The 24069-nt window shown below is 47.8% G+C and carries 5 protein-coding genes; all 5 read left to right on the forward strand.

The features are described 5' to 3' along the window. Positions 1–219 precede the first annotated feature (219 nt). Positions 220–18387: a VCBS domain-containing protein gene (locus K8B83_RS21200; protein WP_223418803.1), complete on the forward strand. Its 18168-nt coding sequence runs from the start codon at positions 220–222 to the stop codon at positions 18385–18387. An 85-nt stretch (positions 18388–18472) separates the two neighbouring features. Further along, positions 18473–20653, forward strand: a complete 2181-nt coding sequence (locus tag K8B83_RS21205) for a type I secretion system permease/ATPase (protein WP_188735602.1) — start codon at positions 18473–18475, stop codon at positions 20651–20653. Then, entirely contained in the window at positions 20646–22028 is a 1383-nt protein-coding gene (locus K8B83_RS21210; protein ID WP_188735605.1) for an HlyD family type I secretion periplasmic adaptor subunit, read from the forward strand. Before K8B83_RS21205 ends, K8B83_RS21210 begins: the two co-directional genes overlap by 8 nt. A gap of 21 nt (positions 22029–22049) precedes the next feature. Continuing rightward, positions 22050–23459 carry a TolC family outer membrane protein gene (locus K8B83_RS21215; protein ID WP_188735607.1) on the forward strand — a complete coding sequence of 470 codons (1410 nt, stop codon included), beginning with the start codon at positions 22050–22052 and terminating at the stop codon, positions 23457–23459. Then, positions 23459–24064: an OmpA family protein gene (locus K8B83_RS21220; protein ID WP_188735609.1), complete on the forward strand. Its 606-nt coding sequence runs from the start codon at positions 23459–23461 to the stop codon at positions 24062–24064. The genes K8B83_RS21215 and K8B83_RS21220 overlap by 1 nt, the downstream gene beginning before the upstream one ends. Positions 24065–24069 lie beyond the last annotated feature (5 nt).

Consider the following 24069-nt stretch of genomic DNA (forward strand, 5'->3'; position numbering starts at 1 on the left):
TCACTACCTACTACATCATCATTATCATTTAATAAATATTTTCAGTTACTTATTAAAAACCATAGCAACGTCAAAAAATTGACTGTTTGTCTATCGAATGGTATAATTGTTATACTATGGTTAAATTTTATTTAATCTAAATATTAATAATTAGTTAGCCTAAATCGCACATACTAACGTATTACTTTCTTGATACAACAAAGCTGTTGGGAGCTTCAAATGGGATCTATCATAACGTCACAAAAAGGGATACTTTCTGCCTCAGAAAGTACAATCACCGTAACCATCAATAATGAAACGGTTCAACTACAACCGGGTCAAGAAGTGCCCGCTGGAGCGCAAGTAACCAGTAATGATGACGTTAGTTTCGTTATCACGTTTGATGATGGCACCATTTTTAATAGTGACGAAACCCTTGATAATGCTGATGCAATTGATCAAGTTGCCGATCAGGCTACCCTAGATGAAATTGAAGCCCTTCAAGAATTAATTGCATCTGGAGAAGACCCTACAGAAGAACTACCTGAAACCGCCGCTGGCACCCCAACAGCCAATGATGGTGATTCTGGTTATGTGGCAGTTTCTCGTGATGGTTCTGAAACACTTGCAGATAATGGCTATGACACAACAGGAGAAGCAGCGACCCCAACAGCTGTTTCTCAAGAAGAAAGTATCAGCGAAAACGATTCCCCATCAGTACTAATAAACGATGCAATCATCGTCGGTGAAGACCAAATCGCTGCTGGTAATGTGTTAAGTAATGATACGGATGCCGATTCAGCATTAAGCGTTGTCAGCTTTGAAATTAACGGTGAAACCTACGCTGCGGGCACTGAAGTGACCCTAGAAGGCGGCGTACTTGTCATCAACGAAGACGGCTCTTATACCTTCACACCAAATGAAAACTGGAATGGCAGCGTACCTGTCATCACCTACACCACTAACACAGGTGTTACTGCCACATTAACCATTGAAGTGACACCCGTTGATGATGCGTCAGTATTAGTTAACGACAGCAATACCGTTGCTGAAGATACCGTAGCCACTGGTAACGTATTAGATAACGACAACGATGTGGATTCTGATTTAAGCGTTGTCAGCTTTGAAGTGAATGGTGAAACCTACGCTGCGGGCACTGAAGTCACCCTAGAAGGCGGCGTGCTTGTTATCAACGAAGACGGCTCTTACACCTTCACACCAAATGAAAACTGGAACGGCAGCGTACCCGTCATTACCTACACCACTAACACAGGTGTTACTGCCACATTAACCATTGAAGTGACACCCGTTGATGATGCGTCAGTATTAGTTAACGACAGCAATACCGTTGCTGAAGATACCGTAGCCACTGGTAACGTATTAGATAACGACAGCGATGTGGATTCTGATTTAAGCGTTGTCAGCTTTGAAGTGAATGGTGAAACCTACGCTGCGGGCACTGAAGTCACCCTAGAAGGCGGCGTGCTTGTCATCAACGAAGACGGCTCTTACACCTTCACACCAAACGAAAACTGGAACGGCAGCGTACCCGTCATTACCTACACCACCAACACGGGTGCTACAGCAACGTTAACGATTGAGATCACACCTGTTGATGATCCGACCGTCGCAGTCAATGACGTTGTTAGCGTGGCGGAAGATACGCCAGCGACTGGTAACGTACTCGATAATGACAGCGATCCTGATTCTGATTTAAGCGTTGTCAGCTTTGAAGTGAACGGTGAAACCTACGCTGCGGGCACTGAAGTGACCTTAGAAGGCGGCGTACTTGTTATCAATGAAGACGGCTCTTACACCTTCACACCAAACGAAAACTGGAACGGCAGCGTACCTGTCATAACCTACACCACTAACACGGGTGCTACAGCAACGTTAACGATTGAGATCACGCCTGTTGATGATCCGACCGTCGCAGTCAATGACGTTGTTAGCGTGGCGGAAGATACGCCAGCGACAGGTAACGTACTCGATAATGACAGCGATCCTGATTCTGATTTAAGCGTTGTCAGCTTTGAAGTGAACGGTGAAACCTACGCTGCGGACACTGAAGTGACCTTAGAAGGCGGCGTGCTTGTCATCAACGAAGACGGCTCTTACATCTTCACACCAAACGAAAACTGGAACGGCAGCGTACCTGTCATAACCTACACCACTAACACGGGTGCTACAGCAACGTTAACGATTGAGATCACGCCGGTTGATGATCCGACCGTCGCAGTCAATGACGTTGTTAGCGTGGCGGAAGATACGCCAGCGACAGGTAACGTACTCGATAATGACAGCGATCCTGATTCTGATTTAAGCGTTGTCAGCTTTGAAGTGAACGGTGAAACCTACGCTGCGGACACTGAAGTGACCTTAGAAGGCGGCGTGCTTGTCATCAACGAAGACGGCTCTTACATCTTCACACCAAACGAAAACTGGAACGGCAGCGTACCCGTTATCACCTACACCACTAACACGGGTGCTACAGCAACGTTAACGATTGAGATCACGCCGGTTGATGATCCGACCGTCGCAGTCAATGACGTTGTTAGCGTGGCGGAAGATACGCCAGCGACAGGCAACGTATTAGATAATGACAGCGATGTGGATTCTGATTTAAGCGTTGTCAGCTTTGAAGTGAATGGTGAAACCTACGCTGCGGGCACTGAAGTCACCCTAGAAGGCGGCGTACTTGTCATCAACGAAGACGGCTCTTACACCTTCACACCAAACGAAAACTGGAACGGCAGCGTACCCGTCATTACCTACACCACCAACACGGGTGCTACAGCAACGTTAACGATTGAGATCACGCCTGTTGATGATCCGACCGTCGCAGTCAATGACGTTGTTAGCGTGGCGGAAGATACGCCAGCGACAGGTAACGTACTCGATAATGACAGCGATCCTGATTCTGATTTAAGCGTTGTCAGCTTTGAAGTTGACGGCCAAAGCCATGATGCGGGCACTGAAGTCACCCTAGAAGGCGGCGTGCTTGTCATCAACGAAGACGGCTCTTACACCTTCACACCAAACGAAAACTGGAACGGTAGCGTACCCGTCATTACCTACACCACCAACACGGGTGCTACAGCAACGTTAACGATTGAAATCACGCCGGTTGATGATCCGACAGTTACCTTAGATGACACCAATATTGTTGAAGAAGATGTTGTTGCTACAGGTAATGTTTTATTAAACGATAGTGATCCAGATTCTGATTTAAGTGTGGTCAGCTTTACTGTTGGCAGTGACGCAACGGTTTACAGTGCTGGTGAGTCTGTAGTTGTTGAAAATGGCATTTTAGTCATAAATACTGATGGTAGTTACAGCTTTACTCCTGCGCCAGATTGGAACGGCATACTTCCTACGATCACTTACACCACCAACACTGGGGCAAACGCCACACTGACTATTACAGTGACACCCCAAAGTGATCCAACTATTGCGGTAAACGACACGATAACTATCCAAGAAGATAGTGTTGCTACGGGCAATGTGTTAACAAATGATTCCGATATTGATTCAATTTTAACCGTTCAAAGCTTTGTCATTGATGGCGACAACAACACCTATCAAGCAGGCACCAGTGTAACTCTGTCTCAAGGTGTGTTGCTTCTAAGTACAGATGGCACGTACTCTTTCACGCCTAATACAAATTGGAATGGTCAAGTACCTGTTATCACTTATACGACCAATACCGGCGCAACAGCGACTTTAACTATCACAGTAACACCAGAACAAGATCCTGCGACAATCTCTCCAATAAATGATGCGGGTATCGTGACAGAAGACGGCGCTTCGGATACAGATCCTTCAACTGTTGAAGTCGTTTCAGGCTCATTACAGATCAACGATCCTGATGCTGGCGAAGCCCTGTTCCAGGTACAAACCAATGTCGCCGATGGCAACTACGGCACCTTCTCGATTGATGAGAGCGGTAACTGGAGCTACACGCTAAACAACAGCCACATCGACGTGCAGTCACTCAAAGAAGGCGAAACCTTAACTCGCACTATCACGGTGACATCGCTTGATGGCTCGGCCTCGCACGATGTGGTGATTACCATTGTCGGCGCCAACGATCCGGCTGACATCAGCGTGACCCCAGGTAACCCTGATTCAGACAAAGGCACAGTCACCGAAGACGGCAGCTCAGACACTGATGCCGCAACCGTTGAAACGGTCACGGGCAAGTTAGATGTCACTGATGTCGACAACGGCGAAGCCCTGTTACAGGTACAAACCAATGTTGCCGATGGCAACTACGGCACCTTCTCGATTGATGAGAGCGGTAACTGGAACTACACGCTAAACAACAGCCACATCGACGTGCAGTCACTCAAAGAAGGCGAAACCTTAACTCGCACTATCACGGTGACATCGCTTGATGGCTCGGCCTCGCACGATGTGGTGATTACCATCGTCGGCGCCAACGATCCGGCTGACATCAGCGTGACCCCAGGTAACCCTGATTCAGACAAAGGCACAGTCACCGAAGACGGCAGCTCAGACACTGATGCCGCAACCGTTGAAACGGTCACGGGCAAGTTAGATGTCACTGATGTCGACAACGGCGAAGCCCTGTTCCAGGTACAAACCAATGTCGCCGATGGCAACTACGGCACCTTCTCGATTGATGAGAGCGGTAACTGGAACTACACGCTAAACAACAGCCACATCGACGTGCAGTCACTCAAAGAAGGCGAAACCTTAACTCGCACTATCACGGTGACATCGCTTGATGGCTCGGCCTCGCACGATGTGGTGATTACCATCGTCGGCGCCAACGATCCGGCTGACATCAGCGTGACCCCAGGTAACCCTGATTCAGACAAAGGCACAGTCACCGAAGACGGCAGCTCAGACACTGATGCCGCAACCGTTGAAACGGTCACGGGCAAGTTAGATGTCACTGATGTCGACAACGGCGAAGCCCTGTTACAGGTACAAACCAATGTTGCCGATGGCAACTACGGCACCTTCTCGATTGATGAGAGCGGTAACTGGAGCTACACGCTAAACAACAGCCACATCGACGTGCAGTCACTCAAAGAAGGCGAAACCTTAACTCGCACTATCACGGTGACATCGCTTGATGGCTCGGCCTCGCACGATGTGGTGATTACCATTGTCGGCGCCAACGATCCGGCTGACATCAGCGTGACCCCAGGTAACCCTGATTCAGACAAAGGCACAGTCACCGAAGACGGCAGCTCAGACACTGATGCCGCAACCGTTGAAACGGTCACGGGCAAGTTAGATGTCACTGATGTCGACAACGGCGAAGCCCTGTTACAGGTACAAACCAATGTTGCCGATGGCAACTACGGCACCTTCTCGATTGATGAGAGCGGTAACTGGAGCTACACGCTAAACAACAGCCACATCGACGTGCAGTCACTCAAAGAAGGCGAAACCTTAACTCGCACTATCACGGTGACATCGCTTGATGGCTCGGCCTCGCACGATGTGGTGATTACCATTGTCGGCGCCAACGATCCGGCTGACATCAGCGTGACCCCAGGTAACCCTGATTCAGACAAAGGCACAGTCACCGAAGACGGCAGCTCAGACACTGATGCCGCAACCGTTGAAACGGTCACGGGCAAGTTAGATGTCACTGATGTCGACAACGGCGAAGCCCTGTTACAGGTACAAACCAATGTTGCCGATGGCAACTACGGCACCTTCTCGATTGATGAGAGCGGTAACTGGAGCTACACGCTAAACAACAGCCACATCGACGTGCAGTCACTCAAAGAAGGCGAAACCTTAACTCGCACTATCACGGTGACATCGCTTGATGGCTCGGCCTCGCACGATGTGGTGATTACCATTGTCGGCGCCAACGATCCGGCTGACATCAGCGTGACCCCAGGTAACCCTGATTCAGACAAAGGCACAGTCACCGAAGACGGCAGCTCAGACACTGATGCCGCAACCGTTGAAACGGTCACGGGCAAGTTAGATGTCACTGATGTCGACAACGGCGAAGCCCTGTTACAGGTACAAACCAATGTTGCCGATGGCAACTACGGCACCTTCTCGATTGATGAGAGCGGTAACTGGAACTACACGCTAAACAACAGCCACATCGACGTGCAGTCACTCAAAGAAGGCGAAACCTTAACTCGCACTATCACGGTGACATCGCTTGATGGCTCGGCCTCGCACGATGTGGTGATTACCATCGTCGGCGCCAACGATCCGGCTGACATCAGCGTGACCCCAGGTAACCCTGATTCAGACAAAGGCACAGTCACCGAAGACGGCAGCTCAGACACTGATGCCGCAACCGTTGAAACGGTCACGGGCAAGTTAGATGTCACTGATGTCGACAACGGCGAAGCCCTGTTCCAGGTACAAACCAATGTTGCCGATGGCAACTACGGCACCTTCTCGATTGATGAGAGCGGTAACTGGAGCTACACGCTAAACAACAGCCACATCGACGTGCAGTCACTCAAAGAAGGCGAAACCTTAACTCGCACTATCACGGTGACATCGCTTGATGGCTCGGCCTCGCACGATGTGGTGATTACCATCGTCGGCGCCAACGATCCGGCTGACATCAGCGTGACCCCAGGTAACCCTGATTCAGACAAAGGCACAGTCACCGAAGACGGCAGCTCAGACACTGATGCCGCAACCGTTGAAACGGTCACGGGCAAGTTAGATGTCACTGATGTCGACAACGGCGAAGCCCTGTTCCAGGTACAAACCAATGTCGCCGATGGCAACTACGGCACCTTCTCGATTGATGAGAGCGGTAACTGGAACTACACGCTAAACAACAGCCACATCGACGTGCAGTCACTCAAAGAAGGCGAAACCTTAACTCGCACTATCACGGTGACATCGCTTGATGGCTCGGCCTCGCACGATGTGGTGATTACCATCGTCGGCGCCAACGATCCGGCTGACATCAGCGTGACCCCAGGTAACCCTGATTCAGACAAAGGCACAGTCACCGAAGACGGCAGCTCAGACACTGATGCCGCAACCGTTGAAACGGTCACGGGCAAGTTAGATGTCACTGATGTCGACAACGGCGAAGCCCTGTTACAGGTACAAACCAATGTTGCCGATGGCAACTACGGCACCTTCTCGATTGATGAGAGCGGTAACTGGAGCTACACGCTAAACAACAGCCACATCGACGTGCAGTCACTCAAAGAAGGCGAAACCTTAACTCGCACTATCACGGTGACATCGCTTGATGGCTCGGCCTCGCACGATGTGGTGATTACCATTGTCGGCGCCAACGATCCGGCTGACATCAGCGTGACCCCAGGTAACCCTGATTCAGACAAAGGCACAGTCACCGAAGACGGCAGCTCAGACACTGATGCCGCAACCGTTGAAACGGTCACGGGCAAGTTAGATGTCACTGATGTCGACAACGGCGAAGCCCTGTTCCAGGTACAAACCAATGTCGCCGATGGCAACTACGGCACCTTCTCGATTGATGAGAGCGGTAACTGGAACTACACGCTAAACAACAGCCACATCGACGTGCAGTCACTCAAAGAAGGCGAAACCTTAACTCGCACTATCACGGTGACATCGCTTGATGGCTCGGCCTCGCACGATGTGGTGATTACCATTGTCGGCGCCAACGATCCGGCTGACATCAGCGTGACCCCAGGTAACCCTGATTCAGACAAAGGCACAGTCACCGAAGACGGCAGCTCAGACACTGATGCCGCAACCGTTGAAACGGTCACGGGCAAGTTAGATGTCACTGATGTCGACAACGGCGAAGCCCTGTTCCAGGTACAAACCAATGTCGCCGATGGCAACTACGGCACCTTCTCGATTGATGAGAGCGGTAACTGGAGCTACACGCTAAACAACAGCCACATCGACGTGCAGTCACTCAAAGAAGGCGAAACCTTAACTCGCACTATCACGGTGACATCGCTTGATGGCTCGGCCTCGCACGATGTGGTGATTACCATCGTCGGCGCCAACGATCCGGCTGACATCAGCGTGACCCCAGGTAACCCTGATTCAGACAAAGGCACAGTCACCGAAGACGGCAGCTCAGACACTGATGCCGCAACCGTTGAAACGGTCACGGGCAAGTTAGATGTCACTGATGTCGACAACGGCGAAGCCCTGTTCCAGGTACAAACCAATGTTGCCGATGGCAACTACGGCACCTTCTCGATTGATGAGAGCGGTAACTGGAACTACACGCTAAACAACAGCCACATCGACGTGCAGTCACTCAAAGAAGGCGAAACCTTAACTCGCACTATCACGGTGACATCGCTTGATGGCTCGGCCTCGCACGATGTGGTGATTACCATTGTCGGCGCCAACGATCCGGCTGACATCAGCGTGACCCCAGGTAACCCTGATTCAGACAAAGGCACAGTCACCGAAGACGGCAGCTCAGACACTGATGCCGCAACCGTTGAAACGGTCACGGGCAAGTTAGATGTCACTGATGTCGACAACGGCGAAGCCCTGTTACAGGTACAAACCAATGTTGCCGATGGCAACTACGGCACCTTCTCGATTGATGAGAGCGGTAACTGGAACTACACGCTAAACAACAGCCACATCGACGTGCAGTCACTCAAAGAAGGCGAAACCTTAACTCGCACTATCACGGTGACATCGCTTGATGGCTCGGCCTCGCACGATGTGGTGATTACCATCGTCGGCGCCAACGATCCGGCTGACATCAGCGTGACCCCAGGTAACCCTGATTCAGACAAAGGCACAGTCACCGAAGACGGCAGCTCAGACACTGATGCCGCAACCGTTGAAACGGTCACGGGCAAGTTAGATGTCACTGATGTCGACAACGGCGAAGCCCTGTTCCAGGTACAAACCAATGTCGCCGATGGCAACTACGGCACCTTCTCGATTGATGAGAGCGGTAACTGGAACTACACGCTAAACAACAGCCACATCGACGTGCAGTCACTCAAAGAAGGCGAAACCTTAACTCGCACTATCACGGTGACATCGCTTGATGGCTCGGCCTCGCACGATGTGGTGATTACCATCGTCGGCGCCAACGATCCGGCTGACATCAGCGTGACCCCAGGTAACCCTGATTCAGACAAAGGCACAGTCACCGAAGACGGCAGCTCAGACACTGATGCCGCAACCGTTGAAACGGTCACGGGCAAGTTAGATGTCACTGATGTCGACAACGGCGAAGCCCTGTTACAGGTACAAACCAATGTTGCCGATGGCAACTACGGCACCTTCTCGATTGATGAGAGCGGTAACTGGAGCTACACGCTAAACAACAGCCACATCGACGTGCAGTCACTCAAAGAAGGCGAAACCTTAACTCGCACTATCACGGTGACATCGCTTGATGGCTCGGCCTCGCACGATGTGGTGATTACCATTGTCGGCGCCAACGATCCGGCTGACATCAGCGTGACCCCAGGTAACCCTGATTCAGACAAAGGCACAGTCACCGAAGACGGCAGCTCAGACACTGATGCCGCAACCGTTGAAACGGTCACGGGCAAGTTAGATGTCACTGATGTCGACAACGGCGAAGCCCTGTTACAGGTACAAACCAATGTTGCCGATGGCAACTACGGCACCTTCTCGATTGATGAGAGCGGTAACTGGAGCTACACGCTAAACAACAGCCACATCGACGTGCAGTCACTCAAAGAAGGCGAAACCTTAACTCGCACTATCACGGTGACATCGCTTGATGGCTCGGCCTCGCACGATGTGGTGATTACCATTGTCGGCGCCAACGATCCGGCTGACATCAGCGTGACCCCAGGTAACCCTGATTCAGACAAAGGCACAGTCACCGAAGACGGCAGCTCAGACACTGATGCCGCAACCGTTGAAACGGTCACGGGCAAGTTAGATGTCACTGATGTCGACAACGGCGAAGCCCTGTTACAGGTACAAACCAATGTTGCCGATGGCAACTACGGCACCTTCTCGATTGATGAGAGCGGTAACTGGAGCTACACGCTAAACAACAGCCACATCGACGTGCAGTCACTCAAAGAAGGCGAAACCTTAACTCGCACTATCACGGTGACATCGCTTGATGGCTCGGCCTCGCACGATGTGGTGATTACCATTGTCGGCGCCAACGATCCGGCTGACATCAGCGTGACCCCAGGTAACCCTGATTCAGACAAAGGCACAGTCACCGAAGACGGCAGCTCAGACACTGATGCCGCAACCGTTGAAACGGTCACGGGCAAGTTAGATGTCACTGATGTCGACAACGGCGAAGCCCTGTTCCAGGTACAAACCAATGTCGCCGATGGCAACTACGGCACCTTCTCGATTGATGAGAGCGGTAACTGGAGCTACACGCTAAACAACAGCCACATCGACGTGCAGTCACTCAAAGAAGGCGAAACCTTAACTCGCACTATCACGGTGACATCGCTTGATGGCTCGGCCTCGCACGATGTGGTGATTACCATTGTCGGCGCCAACGATCCGGCTGACATCAGCGTGACCCCAGGTAACCCTGATTCAGACAAAGGCACAGTCACCGAAGACGGCAGCTCAGACACTGATGCCGCAACCGTTGAAACGGTCACGGGCAAGTTAGATGTCACTGATGTCGACAACGGCGAAGCCCTGTTCCAGGTACAAACCAATGTTGCCGATGGCAACTACGGCACCTTCTCGATTGATGAGAGCGGTAACTGGAGCTACACGCTAAACAACAGCCACATCGACGTGCAGTCACTCAAAGAAGGCGAAACCTTAACTCGCACTATCACGGTGACATCGCTTGATGGCTCGGCCTCGCACGATGTGGTGATTACCATTGTCGGCGCCAACGATGGCCCTGAATTCCGTTCAGGTACAGATACAGTTAATGGCCCAGCTAATAATGATGTTTATGACTTTAACAATGTTACTGAAGGTAGTCCCGCAGGGACTGTTGTAGGACAGGTTGTTGCTGACGATATCGATGGAGATCAATTAACTTATAGTTTTGCAAATGGTACACAAACCTTTGGTGTATTCACAATTAATGCACTTACAGGTGTCATTACCCTGAACCAGACCATAGATGATGTGGATTTAGGAACTTACGCATTAGAAATTTTAGTTTCTGATCCAAATGGCGCTTCAGATTCTGCGTTAGTAAACGTCAAGTTAACAAACGTCGACGATCCCACCAACGCGGTTAATGACACAAAAACTGTGGCAGAAGACACTGTCGCTACCGGTAACGTATTGGCGAACGACACTGACATTGATTCAACCTTGTCGGTATCAACCTTCACGATTGCAGGGTCAAACACCGTGTACACCGCGGGCAGCACCGTTGTGACGCTCACTAACGGCACCTTACAGTTATTGGCGAACGGTAATTACACCTTCACGCCAAATGCCAACTGGAACGGCGATGTACCGGTCATTACCTACACCACCAACACAGGTGCAACGGCGACCTTGACCATTAAGGTCACCCCTGTCGACGATGCGACCAACGCGGTTAATGACACAAAAACAGTGGCAGAAGACACCGTTGCTACCGGTAACGTATTGGCGAACGACACTGACATTGATTCAACCTTGTCGGTATCAACCTTCACGATTGCAGGGTCAAACACCGTGTACACCGCGGGCAGCACCGTTGTGACACTCACTAACGGCACCTTACAGTTATTGGCGAACGGTAATTACACCTTCACGCCAAATGCCAACTGGAACGGCGATGTACCGGTCATTACCTACACCACCAACACAGGTGCAACGGCGACCTTGACCATTAAGGTCACCCCTGTCGACGATGCGACCAACGCGGTTAATGACACAAAAACAGTGGCAGAAGACACCGTTGCTACCGGTAACGTATTGGCGAACGACACTGACATTGATTCAACCTTGTCGGTATCAACCTTCACGATTGCAGGGTCAAACACCGTTTACACCGCGGGCAGCACCGTTGTGACACTCACTAACGGCACCTTACAGTTATTGGCGAACGGTAATTACACCTTCACGCCAAATGCCAACTGGAACGGCGATGTACCGGTCATTACCTACACCACCAACACAGGTGCAACGGCGGCCTTGACCATTAAGGTCACCCCTGTCGACGATGCGACCAACGCGGTTAATGACACAAAAACAGTGGCAGAAGACACCGTCGCTACCGGTAACGTATTGGCGAACGACACTGACATTGATTCAACCTTGTCGGTATCAACCTTCACGATTGCAGGGTCAAACACCGTGTACACCGCGGGCAGCACCGTTGTGACACTCACTAACGGCACCTTACAGTTATTGGCGAACGGTAATTACACCTTCACGCCAAATGCCAACTGGAACGGCGATGTACCGGTCATTACCTACACCACCAACACAGGTGCAACGGCGACCTTGACCATTAAGGTCACCCCTGTCGACGATGCGACCAACGCGGTTAATGACACAAAAACAGTGGCAGAAGACACCGTTGCTACCGGTAACGTATTGGCGAACGACACTGACATTGATTCAACCTTGTCGGTATCAACCTTCACGATTGCAGGGTCAAACACCGTGTACACCGCGGGCAGCACCGTTGTGACACTCACTAACGGCACCTTACAGTTATTGGCGAACGGTAATTACACCTTCACGCCAAATGCCAACTGGAACGGCGATGTACCGGTCATTACCTACACCACCAACACAGGTGCAACGGCGACCTTGACCATTAAGGTCACCCCTGTCGACGATGCGACCAACGCGGTTAATGACACAAAAACAGTGGCAGAAGACACCGTCGCTACCGGTAACGTATTGGCGAACGACACTGACATTGATTCAACCTTGTCGGTATCAACCTTCACGATTGCAGGGTCAAACACCGTTTACACCGCGGGCAGCACCGTTGTGACACTCACTAACGGCACCTTACAGTTATTGGCGAACGGTAATTACACCTTCACGCCAAATGCCAACTGGAACGGCGATGTACCGGTCATTACCTACACCACCAACACAGGTGCAACGGCGACCTTGACCATTAAGGTCACCCCTGTCGACGATGCGACCAACGCGGTTAATGACACAAAAACAGTGGCAGAAGACACCGTCGCTACCGGTAACGTATTGGCGAACGACACTGACATTGATTCAACCTTGTCGGTATCAACCTTCACGATTGCAGGGTCAAACACCGTGTACACCGCGGGCAGCACCGTTGTGACACTCACTAACGGCACCTTACAGTTATTGGCGAACGGTAATTACACCTTCACGCCAAATGCCAACTGGAACGGCGATGTACCGGTCATTACCTACACCACCAACACAGGTGCAACGGCGACCTTGACCATTAAGGTCACCCCTGTCGACGATGCGACCAACGCGGTTAATGACACAAAAACAGTGGCAGAAGACACCGTTGCTACCGGTAACGTATTGGCGAACGACACTGACATTGATTCAACCTTGTCGGTATCAACCTTCACGATTGCAGGGTCAAACACCGTTTACACCGCGGGCAGCACCGTTGTGACACTCACTAACGGCACCTTACAGTTATTGGCGAACGGTAATTACACCTTCACGCCAAATGCCAACTGGAACGGCGATGTACCGGTCATTACCTACACCACCAACACAGGTGCAACGGCGACCTTGACCATTAAGGTCACCCCTGTCGACGATGCGACCAACGCGGTTAATGACACAAAAACAGTGGCAGAAGACACCGTCGCTACCGGTAACGTATTGGCGAACGACACTGACATTGATTCAACCTTGTCGGTATCAACCTTCACGATTGCAGGGTCAAACACCGTGTACACCGCGGGCAGCACCGTTGTGACACTCACTAACGGCACCTTACAGTTATTGGCGAACGGTAATTACACCTTCACGCCAAATGCCAACTGGAACGGCGATGTACCGGTCATTACCTACACCACCAACACAGGTGCAACGGCGACCTTGACCATTAAGGTCACCCCTGTCGACGATGCGACCAACGCGGTTAATGACACAAAAACAGTGGCAGAAGACACCGTCGCTACCGGTAACGTATTGGCGAACGACACTGACATTGATTCAACCTTGTCGGTATCAACCTTCACGATTGCAGGGTCAAACACCGTGTACACCGCGGGCAGCACCGTTGTGACACTCACTAACGGCACCTTACAGTTATTGGCGAACGGTAATTACACCTTCACGCCAAATGCCAACTGGAACGGCGATGTACCGGTCATTACCTACACCACCAACACAGGTGCAACGGCGACCTTGACCATTAAGGTCACCCCTGTCGACGATGCGACCAACGCGGTTAATGACACAAAAACAGTGGCAGAAGACACCGTCGCTACCGGTAACGTATTGGCGAACGACACTGACATTGATTCAACCTTGTCGGTATCAACCTTCACGATTGCAGGGTCAAACACTGTGTACACCGCGGGCAGTACCGTTGTGACACTCACTAACGGCACCTTACAGTTATTGGCGAACGGTAATTACACCTTCACGCCAAATGCCAACTGGAACGGCGATGTACCGGTCATTACCTACACCACCAACACAGGTGCAACGGCGACCTTGACCATTAAGGTCACCCCTGTCGACGATGCGACCAACGCGGTTAATGACACAAAAACAGTGGCAGAAGACACCGTTGCTACCGGTAACGTATTGGCGAACGACACTGACATTGATTCAACCTTGTCGGTATCAACCTTCACGATTGCAGGGTCAAACACCGTTTACACCGCGGGCAGCACCGTTGTGACACTCACTAACGGCACCTTACAGTTATTGGCGAACGGTAATTACACCTTCACGCCAAATGCCAACTGGAACGGCGATGTACCGGTCATTACCTACACCACCAACACAGGTGCAACGGCGACCTTGACCATTAAGGTCACCCCTGTCGACGATGCGACCAACGCGGTTAATGACACAAAAACAGTGGCAGAAGACACCGTCGCTACCGGTAACGTATTGGCGAACGACACTGACATTGATTCAACCTTGTCGGTATCAACCTTCACGATTGCAGGGTCAAACACCGTGTACACCGCGGGCAGTACCGTTGTGACACTCACTAACGGCACCTTACAGTTATTGGCGAACGGTAATTACACCTTCACGCCAAATGCCAACTGGAACGGCGATGTACCGGTCATTACCTACACCACCAACACAGGTGCAACGGCGACCTTGACCATTAAGGTCACCCCTGTCGACGATGCGACCAACGCGGTTAATGACACAAAAACAGTGGCTGAAGACACCGTCGCTACCGGTAACGTATTGGCGAACGACACTGACATTGATTCAACCTTGTCGGTATCAACCTTCACGATTGCAGGGTCAAACACTGTGTACACCGCGGGCAGCACCGTTGTGACGCTCACTAACGGCACCTTACAGTTATTGGCGAACGGTAATTACACCTTCACGCCAAATGCCAACTGGAACGGCGATGTACCGGTCATTACCTACACCACCAACACAGGTGCAACGGCGACCTTGACCATTAAGGTCACTCCCGTGAACGATGCTCCAGTCATCAACGATTACACAGATACCATTAACGACTCTATTGCTGATGGAACGGTTGTATATAACGTTAATGATGCAAATACGGGGATCGACAAAGATATTGATGGTGATGCACTTACATATTCATTTGTACATTCAAATGGGTCTCAAAGCTTAATCAGCGAAGATGGTGCGTTTGTAATTGACGCTCAAACAGGTGTTATTTCTGTTAATGACACGACAAAAATAGATTATGACAATGGCAGCCAAATTCAATTAACCGTTAGCACAACAGATGGTAGTTTGTCAGATACTGCATTAGTTACTTTCAATTTAAACAACGTTGAAGCCAATGACGATATACCTGGCTCATCGTATAGCGTCACCACGGGCTCAAGTACTGGTTGGGTTATTCCTCAGTCAAATGGCGTGAATAAGATGACAATATCAGCTCGTAATGCTGATGGTTCAATGGGTGTGGTTAATATTGAAAGTAGTTCAGGTAAGCTTGGCGTTGCTGGCTCTCCTCGTCCTTCTGACCAAATTATTGGTCAAATCGAGTATGACTCAGCATCTGATACTTCTGAATCAATCGTTATTGATTTCAATGGATTAGTAAATCAAGCAACCTTTAGTGTTTCGAACATGTTCACCAATGAGAATGATGGCGAACAGGGTATTTGGAAGGCTTACTACAATGGTCAGTTAGTTGCGAGTGAAACCTTTAAGACCCTTTCAGGCGATACTGGGACATTCACTATTAATACTGGTGATATCGTCTTTGATCAATTAGTGTTCGAAGCGACTAAAACCATTAGTGAAACAAATGGCGGTGCGCCATTAAGTGACTCTTCAGATTATTTCTTGACGAGTATTACTGCCGCAGGTCCTGCGATAATGGGCACTTACCTGGTCTCTGAAGATGGGGTGTTGACAATCTCTAATGCTAGCAATGGCTTATTAAATAACGACTCTGATGCACAAGGAAATACCTTTAGCCTTACCGAAATAAATGGCAATGCTGTTACTGATGGCCAAGTCGTTATATTACCTAGTGGCGCACAATTAACTATCTATAGTGATGGTACCTATTCGTATGACACTAATGGTTCATTTGAAGCTCTTACTGCAGGTCAGCTAGCAACAGATACCTTTACCTACACGGTCACAGATCAATACGGTGCAACTGATACAGCTACCGTCACGATTAACATCGTTGGCGAATCTGAATCAGGTACTGTTTATGAGAAATACACGGGTAATCCGGGTAACGATGACATTGATGGAACTGTAAATAACGATATCATTGTCAGCGATCAACAAGGCTTACAAATCGTTGCCGGTGAAAATTACAACATCGCATTTATTTTTGATACGTCAGGTAGTATGTCTGGCGTTATCGCAGAGGCTAAAACACAGCTTGAAGCTGTCTTTAACTCATTGGCCAATAGCGCAACAGGTTCTAACAGCGGTACAGTAAATGTATTGCTAACTAACTTTGCATCTGGCTCAAATTACTCTGTATCAGTAGATATGGATGATCCTAACGCAGTCCAAACATTGCTAACAGAACTTGCGAAAATGAGTGCTACTGGTTCAACTAACTACGAAGCAGGTTTAGAGTCGGCTCTCAACTGGTTTACGAGCAGCACAGTGCTAAATAATGTTGGAAATAATATTTCTTACTTTATTACAGATGGTTCGCCAAATGCACAAACTGTAGACACTAATACTTCAACAGTATTAATGACCTATGATGCTTCGACCAGTAGCTATCTAACCTTAAGCAGTTTATTAAGTACTAATAACTATTCTAAAGGCCAATCCATTAGCATAGATGGTCAAGTTGTTGTCGACGCGAACGGTGCTGTGTATTCACCTTACACAGGCACTAAAATAGGTCAATTAAGCTTTAACAGTAATAACAGTGTTAGGAGCTTTACTGATAATGGATCAAACTCATCAAGCCAAGCCCAAGCACTGCACGCATTTAATTTACTTGCAGCCGTGTCTGAGGTTGAAGCAATCAGCTTAGCAAGTGCAAACGGTAGCACTACGGTTAATGAAGCTAACTTGTCACTATATGATACTGATGGAAATGTGCGTGCCTCTATCGACGTATCAACATTATCAAGTGTCATTATGGGTACTGAGACATTGCAATCTCAAGGTGACGATAATACAACGGGTAATCAAGGTGATGACATCATCTTTGGTGATTTAGTCCGCTTTAGTGGCTCTACCGAACAAGGCTATGTTGCATTACAAAGCTATGTTGCTGATAAAACAGGCCAAAATGCGGCAGATATTGATGTACAAGCTGTGCATGATTACATACGTACTCATGTCAATGAATTCAACATCAACAACTTAAATGACGGTGACGACATTTTAAACGGTGGTGTTGGTAATGACATACTCTTTGGCCAAGGCGGAAATGACACTATCTATGGCGGCGAAGGTAATGATGTACTTATCGGCGGTTTAGGTAATGACACACTCATTGGTGGATTAGGCAGTGACACTTTTGTGTGGTCGAACGGCGATGTCGGAACGGACACAATCACAGACTTTGAAGTAAATAATGATACGCTTCATATCAGTGATTTATTACAAGATGAGCAGAATGGTAATTTAGAAGACTACCTACAATTCTCATTCAGTGACGGCAATACCACTATCTCTATCGATGCTAATAAAGATGGTACCGTGGACCAAGTTATTGTTTTAGATGGTGTTGATCTATCGCAACAATACGGTGCAACAGCCGATGGCGTGATTATCAACGGACTATTAAATGATGGAGCCCTGATTGTCGACACACCAACGGCTAATCCTGCACCATCACCAGGAACCACACCACCTGATCTTTATGATCAATATAGTGGAAATATTATTCCTTAATAACAACACTTTGGATGCGTCGCATAGTAATATGTGACGCATCCATTGTTATTTCTAACAATAATAAATTAAGGATTCTAATTAGGTGTCTATAACTGCGTCTAACACAAACGAGCAGTGGACCATTTCGGCCTCACAACGTGTAACCGTTGATCCACTACTTGATTGCTTAGTATTACTGACAGAACACTTTGGCAGCCCTTGTTCTATTGACTCACTGGCAGCGGGTTTACCCTTGTCAGGCTCAGTTATTTCTCCAGAATTAGTACCACAAGCAGCGGCAAGAGCAGGCTTGTCTGCCAAGCTTTCACGTAAAGATTTAAATCAAATCTCAGACATATTATTGCCATGCATTTTATTATTAAAAGATAAAAAAGCATGCATATTAAGAAAAATTGATTTGGATAACGATAAGGTTATCATCCAATTACCTGAAACCAGCGGTGAAGATAAATTAACAATTGAAGAATTAGAGTCACTATATGTTGGCTATCTTTTTCTAGTTAAACAAGATTATCGCGGCGATAAAAGTTTTGATGTCCATTTGCACGACAACAGTACACACTGGTTAATGCAAAGCATTAAAGACGCAGCTCCGATATACCGAGATGCATTAATAGCGTCAGTTTTGGTTAACTTATTTGCGTTAGTGTCGCCACTGTTCATTATGAACGTCTATGACAAAGTTGTGCCCAATTTAGCATTTGAATCGCTCTGGGTATTAGCAATAGGTGCGAGCATAGCGTATCTGTTCGATTTTATTATGCGCCAACTTCGTAGCTACTTAATTGATGTCGCGGGTAAAAAAGTCGACATCATTGTCTCATCGAAACTATTTGCCAAAGCTATCGGGATCCCACTATCAAAACGCTCTCCAAGTGTTGGCGGTATGGCAAGGCAACTTGGCGAGTTCGACAGCATCAGAGAGTTTTTAACCTCCGCAACAATAACCGCCTTAGTCGACTTACCATTTGCTCTGCTATTTGTGCTGATTATTTATATTATCGCAGGTGATTTAGCGCTCATTCCAGTTTTTGGTAGCATCATTATCATCGCTGTAACCCTCTATTTGCAGCCGAAATTAAAGCAAGCAATTGAAGAGAGCAATCGTTTTTCAAGTTTAAAGCATGGCCACCTAATAGAAAGTCTAAGTGCATTAGAATCAATTAAAGCCAATGGTGCTGAAGGTTTAGTGCAAAAAAGCTGGCAGCAGATGATTGGACATACCGCCAATTGGCAACTAAAAAGTAAAAAACTATCCAATCATGTGGCTCATGTTGCTAACTTTATGGTGCAAATCACAGTCGTGTTAGTCGTCATTTTGGGCGTTTATCGGTTAGCAGACAATGAAATTTCAATGGGCGGTATTATTGCAGCAGTCATGTTATCGAGCAGAGCTATATCACCTATGGCACAACTAGCAGGGCTCATTTCTCGAGGTAACTACACAATAAGCTCTCTACGCCAACTTGACGCCATTATGGAACAAGATGATGAGTTTGAAGACAAAGGCCACCTCGTTAGTAAAGAACGCATAGTGGGTAAAATAGAAGCCGACAATATTAGTTTCAGTTTTCCAGGAAGCGAAAAACCAAGCCTTCACCCGTTGTCTCTTCGCATCAAACCTGGTGAACGCATAGCCATTATCGGTCGTAATGGTTCAGGTAAAAGTACCTTAGCTAAGTTATTAATTGGGTTATATAAACCCACACAAGGTAGCTTGCGCTATGATGGGCTAGATTCTGGACAAATACACCCAAGCGATTTACGACGCAACTTTGGCTACTTGCCTCAAGATGTCACCCTGTTTCATGGCTCAATCCGTGACAATATTCTCTTTGGATCTCGCCAAGTAACAGAACATCAATTAATGAGAGCGATTCAGCTATCTGGTGTCAATATGTTCACCAATTTAGAAGCCGAGGGGTTAGATCAGCAAGTTGGCGAAGGTGGTTTATCATTAAGTCGAGGTCAACGTCAAACTGTGGCATTGGCAAGAGCAACACTCAATGACCCGCCTATTTTATTAATGGACGAACCCACTGCAAGTTTAGATGCCAGAGCAGAAAAGCAATTCATTCGTTCAATGCAACTTGTTAGCCGCGATAGGACCTTATTACTTATCACGCACAAAATGCATTTACTCAATTTAGTGGATCGTATTATCGTTTTAGACAAAGGCCACATTATGGCCGACGGGCCTAAAGACGAAGTACTCGCCAAACTTAACTCCGGCGCAATGGCGGGAGAACAGACCAATGAGTAAACATTTAACTGCAGAAGATTTGGAAATGGTCGATGACGTATATGGAGCCATAATGACAGATGCCCCAACCGGTCATCGACTCATTATATGGTCACTCGCCGCCATGATGTTTTGCTTTATTATCTGGTCTTATTTTTCTGAATTAGACCAGGTCACCACAGGGCAAGGTAAAGTGATACCTTCATCTCAACTGCAAATCATTCAAAGTTTAGATGGCGGCATATTACAAGAAATATACGTACAAGAGGGGTTAATGGTCACTAAAGGTCAGCCGCTTGCACGTATAGATGACACTCGATTTAGATCCGATTTTGGCCAGCAAGAACAAGAAGTCTACGGCTTACAAACTAACATTATCCGTATGCGCGCAGAACTCGACAGCATCGTCATTTCTGACATGTCATCAGACTGGCGTGAACAAGTTAAAATCACAAAGCAAGAGCTGACGTTTCCCGGCACAACAATCGAAGCAGAACCAGAGTTAGTCAAAAGGCAACAACAAGAATACTCTCTACGCCTAGACAACTTAAACAACCAATTAGAGATTTTTGTTAGGCAAATCCAACAGCGCCAACAAGAAATAGAAGAGCTAGCCTCTAAAATTAATACGCTAACAACCAGCTATCAACTTGTCAGTCGCGAACTTGAACTAACACGTCCTTTGGCACGTAAAGGCATTGTACCCGAAGTTGAACTACTCAAACTTGAACGTACAGTTAACGACATACAAGGTGAGCTTCAATCATTACGGTTACTCAGACCAAAAGTCAAAGCCACAATGGATGAGGCCATTTTAAAACGCCGTGACGCTGTTTTTGCATTTACAACTGACCTGCGGGCGCAATTAAACGAGTCACAAACTAAATTATCGCGCATGAACCAGGCACAAATAGGGGCTTTTGATAAAGTCAGCAGAGCGGTAATTACGTCTCCGGTTGTTGGCACTATCAAAAAAATCTACTTTAATACTTTAGGTGGAGTTGTTCAGCCAGGTGAACAAATTATTGAGATTGTGCCATCAGAAGATAAACTACTGATAGAAACAAAAATTACACCCAAAGATATTGCGTTCCTACACCCTGGTTTACCCGCTATAGTTAAAGTAACAGCATACGATTTCACTCGTTATGGCGGGTTAAATGGAACGGTAGAACACATTAGTGCTGACACATCTCAAGATGAAGAAGGCAACAGCTTTTACATTATTAAAGTAAGAACTGAACAATCGAGTTTACTAAAAGACGATGGCACAGAGATGCCAATAATCCCTGGAATGCTCACCTCGGTGGATGTTATCACAGGGAAAAAATCAATACTTGAGTACATTTTAAATCCAATTTTAAGAGCGAAAGACACCGCCCTTAGAGAGCGCTAAGAAAAACCAGGAGGGTTTTAAATGAGCACGACTAATAATCTGCACACAAAGATAAGCGCAGTAGCACTTGCTTTGTCAGTGTTGATTGCGCCAGCCGCCTCAAGTCAATCACTTGAGCAGGCTGTTGCACATACACTAGACACCAATCCAGATTTACGGATTGCCTTTAACCGTTTTAAAGCTCGTGAAGAACAGGTTAACCAGGCGACTGCAGGCTTTCTGCCTACGGTGGATGTCTCAGCCGGTTACGGTTGGGAACAAACCGACACCCCTTCAACTCGCCGCAAAGCAGGCCAGGGTGATGTTGATGGCGATGGCGTAATAGACTTAAATCGCGGCGAAGCAGGCTTTAGCATCAAGCAAATGTTATTTGACGGTTTTTATACCAGCAGCGAAGTAGATCGCTATTCGTATGAAGCAACGGCAGATCAATGGGCTTTATTTGCTGCTGCTGAAGACATGGCGCTCGAAGTGACTAAAGTGTACCTAGACTACATCCGTAGCCAGCAAGTCTTAACGCTTTCAGAAAAAAACCTCGAAAGCCACAAAGCTATTTTTGAGCAAATCAAAGAACGCACAGACTCAGGATTAGGCTCAATTGCTGATTTATCGCAAATCACGGGGCGTTTAGCTCGTGCGAACGCAAATGTAGTGTCAGCAAAAAATAACCTAGAAGATGCAAAAGCGGCATTTATTCGAATCGTCGAATCAGAACCAGAAAACCTAGTTCTGCCCGTACCCGATGCAGACATGCTTCCAGAAGATTTAAACAAAGGGCTCATGCTCGCAAAAACCAATCACCCAATCCTCAAGTCAGCTGAAGGTGATATTAACGCAGCTAAAAACGAGCGTAATTCTGCCAAGGCAAATTACTTTCCACAGCTAAGTTTAGAGCTTAACGGCAACTGGAATAATGACGTTGATGGCGAAGACGGTTACAGCGCGCTAAGCAGTCAAAACGTCAATGGCCACAGCAATGACTTAGTGGCCATGGTACGGGTTAAATACAACTTATTTTCAGGCGGCAAGGATTTAGCACGCGACAGAGAAACAGCGTACAAAATTAATGAAGCCAAAGAAATTCAACAACGTGCTTATCGTCAAGTTGTTGAAGGGATGTCTTTAGCCTGGAATGCCTTCGACATGCTAGCACCACAAAAGCAATATATTCGTGAGCACGTGATTGCAGCCAAACAAACACAAGTTGCCTATGTTCAACAGTTCAATTTAGGTCAACGCTCTCTTCTTGATTTACTCGACACTGAAAACGAGTTATTTGAGGCTCGTAAAGATTACCTTCAAACCGAGTATGACGAAATTGCAGCTCGTTATAGAGTGCTAAATGCCTCCGGCAGCCTACTTGACTCATTAAGAGTGACTCGCCCAGATGAATGGCGCGGTGAACGCACTTATGAGGGAGGAGTTCAATAATGAAATATTTAATGATTCTACTCGCTATGTTGGCCGCTACGGGCTGTTCAATGAACGATATTGTCGAACTCGAAAAACCAACAGAACAAAAATTTGACCTAACCGATATGGACAAGGACGGCGTTATCACTGCTCGTGAAAATTGCGCAGGCACCATATTAGGTGCAGAGGTTGATAATTATGGCTGTGGTCAAGTTAACGATATTAATGACAGACAAGATCTCAAAATTTTATTTGAAAATAATTCTGATGTCATTGAGCCACAGTATTACGACCAAATAGAAAAAGTCGCAAAAATAATGAGAAAACACCCAGAGACTAAAGCCATTATTGAAGGTCACACTAGTCTTAGAGGCAGTTACGAACTCAATTTAGCCTTGTCTCAAAAGCGTGCAAAAGCCGTTATTGATGTACTAGAAAAAACATTCGATATTAGCGCTCAGAGAATGTCTGCAGTTGGGTATAGTTTCGATAAGCCCATTGATACTAGCGGTACACCCGAAGCTGAAATGCGTAATAGACGCGTCATCGCAACAGTAACTGGTGAAGATACAATGTCAAAGATGAGATGGACTATCTATACTGTTGACGATATGGATGAATAATCGTT

The sequence above is a fragment of the Shewanella inventionis genome, from assembly GCF_019931735.1.
Lineage (GTDB): Bacteria > Pseudomonadota > Gammaproteobacteria > Enterobacterales > Shewanellaceae > Shewanella > Shewanella inventionis.

Coding starts and splice junctions, on each gene's coding strand:
- K8B83_RS21210 (WP_188735605.1), top strand. CDS start 20,646: ATGAGTAAACATTTAACTGCAGAAGATTTGGAAATGGTCGATGACGTA.
- K8B83_RS21220 (WP_188735609.1), top strand. CDS start 23,459: ATGAAATATTTAATGATTCTACTCGCTATGTTGGCCGCTACGGGCTGT.
- K8B83_RS21200 (WP_223418803.1), top strand. CDS start 220: ATGGGATCTATCATAACGTCACAAAAAGGGATACTTTCTGCCTCAGAA.
- K8B83_RS21215 (WP_188735607.1), top strand. CDS start 22,050: ATGAGCACGACTAATAATCTGCACACAAAGATAAGCGCAGTAGCACTT.